The 1,578-nt window shown below is 45.6% G+C and carries 2 protein-coding genes; both read left to right on the top strand.

What is annotated here, in order from left to right:
- The first annotated feature begins 244 nt into the window (after positions 1-244).
- On the top strand, positions 245-1,345 hold the full coding sequence (locus ACUU1M_RS20125) for a NapC/NirT family cytochrome c (RefSeq protein WP_001214319.1): 1,101 nt from the start codon (positions 245-247) through the stop codon (positions 1,343-1,345).
- 24 nt (positions 1,346-1,369) lie between these two features.
- A partial coding sequence (locus ACUU1M_RS20120; protein ID WP_449144779.1) for a twin-arginine translocation signal domain-containing protein occupies positions 1,370-1,578 on the top strand: 209 nt, incomplete at its 3' end.

Below are 1,578 nucleotides of genomic sequence, written 5' to 3'. Positions count from 1 at the left end.
GCGTTGTGCTAAAAATATTTTTTATATTTACATTGATTATGGGATTTAAATTGCTAAAACTGATAAATATATATTCTAAATAGCAACTGGGTTATTCCTTAGCAATTAATGATTACATTGTAATAAATCATATTCTTTATCGATTATTTCAGGCAGTGTTGTGCCGAGTTATGCAAGCGGTTAATTCGTTGTGTATTTAATTATACAATGATTTCGGTGTTCTGGAATTTATTTAGAGGAATCTATGCGAGGGAAAAAACGCATTGGGTTATTGTTTTTGCTGATAGCGGTTGTGGTTGGTGGCGGCGGGTTATTGCTGGCGCAAAAAGCCTTACATAAAACGTCGGATACAGCATTTTGCCTTTCCTGCCACTCGATGAGTAAACCTTTTGAGGAATATCAGGGAACTGTCCACTTTTCGAACCAGAAAGGGATACGTGCGGAATGTGCCGATTGCCATATTCCAAAGTCAGGGATGGATTATTTATTTGCTAAATTAAAAGCATCTAAAGATATTTATCATGAATTTGTTAGCGGCAAAATAGACAGTGACGATAAGTTCGAAACTCATCGCCAGGAAATGGCCGAAACAGTATGGAAAGAATTAAAAGCAACTGACTCTGCAACGTGCCGTAGTTGCCATTCTTTTGATGCCATGGATATTGCCTCGCAAAGTGAATCTGCGCAGAAAATGCATAACAAAGCACAAAAGGGCGGCGAAACCTATATCGATTGTCATAAAGGCATTGCCCATTTTCCGCCAGAAATAAAAATGGATGACAACGCGGCGCATGAGCTGGAAAGCCAGGCCGCTACTTCAGTGACTAATGGCGCACATATTTATCCTTTCAAAACTTCTCGCATAGGCGAGCTGGCTACCGTGAATCCTGGTACCGATCTCACCGTCGTTGATGCCAGTGGCAAACAGCCGATCGTTCTGTTGCAGGGTTATCAAATGCAGGGCAGTGAAAACACGCTCTACCTGGCGGCAGGTCAACGGCTGGCGCTAGCCACATTAAGTGAAGAAGGTATCAAGGCGCTCACGGTAAACGGGGAATGGCAGGCTGACGAATACGGCAATCAATGGCGTCAGGCGTCTTTACAGGGTGCGCTTACCGATCCCGCATTAGCGGACCGTAAACCGCTATGGCAATACGCTGAAAAACTTGACGATACCTATTGCGCTGGTTGTCATGCCTCTATTGCCGCCGACCATTACACCGTCAATGCGTGGCCGTCCATTGCCAAAGGAATGGGGGCACGAACCAGCATGAGCGAAAACGAACTGGACATTTTAACGCGGTATTTCCAGTACAACGCCAAAGATATTACCGAGAAACAGTGATCCTCGTTGATCAGGGAGGAAGTTATGGCATTAACAAGACGTGAATTTATTAAACACAGCGGTATTGCCGCTGGAGCGCTGGTGGTGACATCGGCAGCACCGCTCCCCGCATGGGCAGAAGAGAAGGGCGGTAAAATCCTCACCGCGGGACGTTGGGGAGCGATGAGCGTAGAAGTGAAGGACGGCAAGATTGTTTCTTCGACAGGCGCGCTGGCGAAAACCATACCGAACTC

It is taken from the genome of Shigella sp. SIG6 (assembly GCF_053555815.1).
The sequence above is the reverse complement of the archived record's forward strand: the minus strand, read 5'-3'. Positions and strand labels throughout refer to the sequence as shown.

Excerpts from the sequence above, each read along its gene's own strand:
- ACUU1M_RS20125 (WP_001214319.1), top strand. The coding sequence starts at position 245 with ATGCGAGGGAAAAAACGCATTGGGTTATTGTTTTTGCTGATAGCGGTT.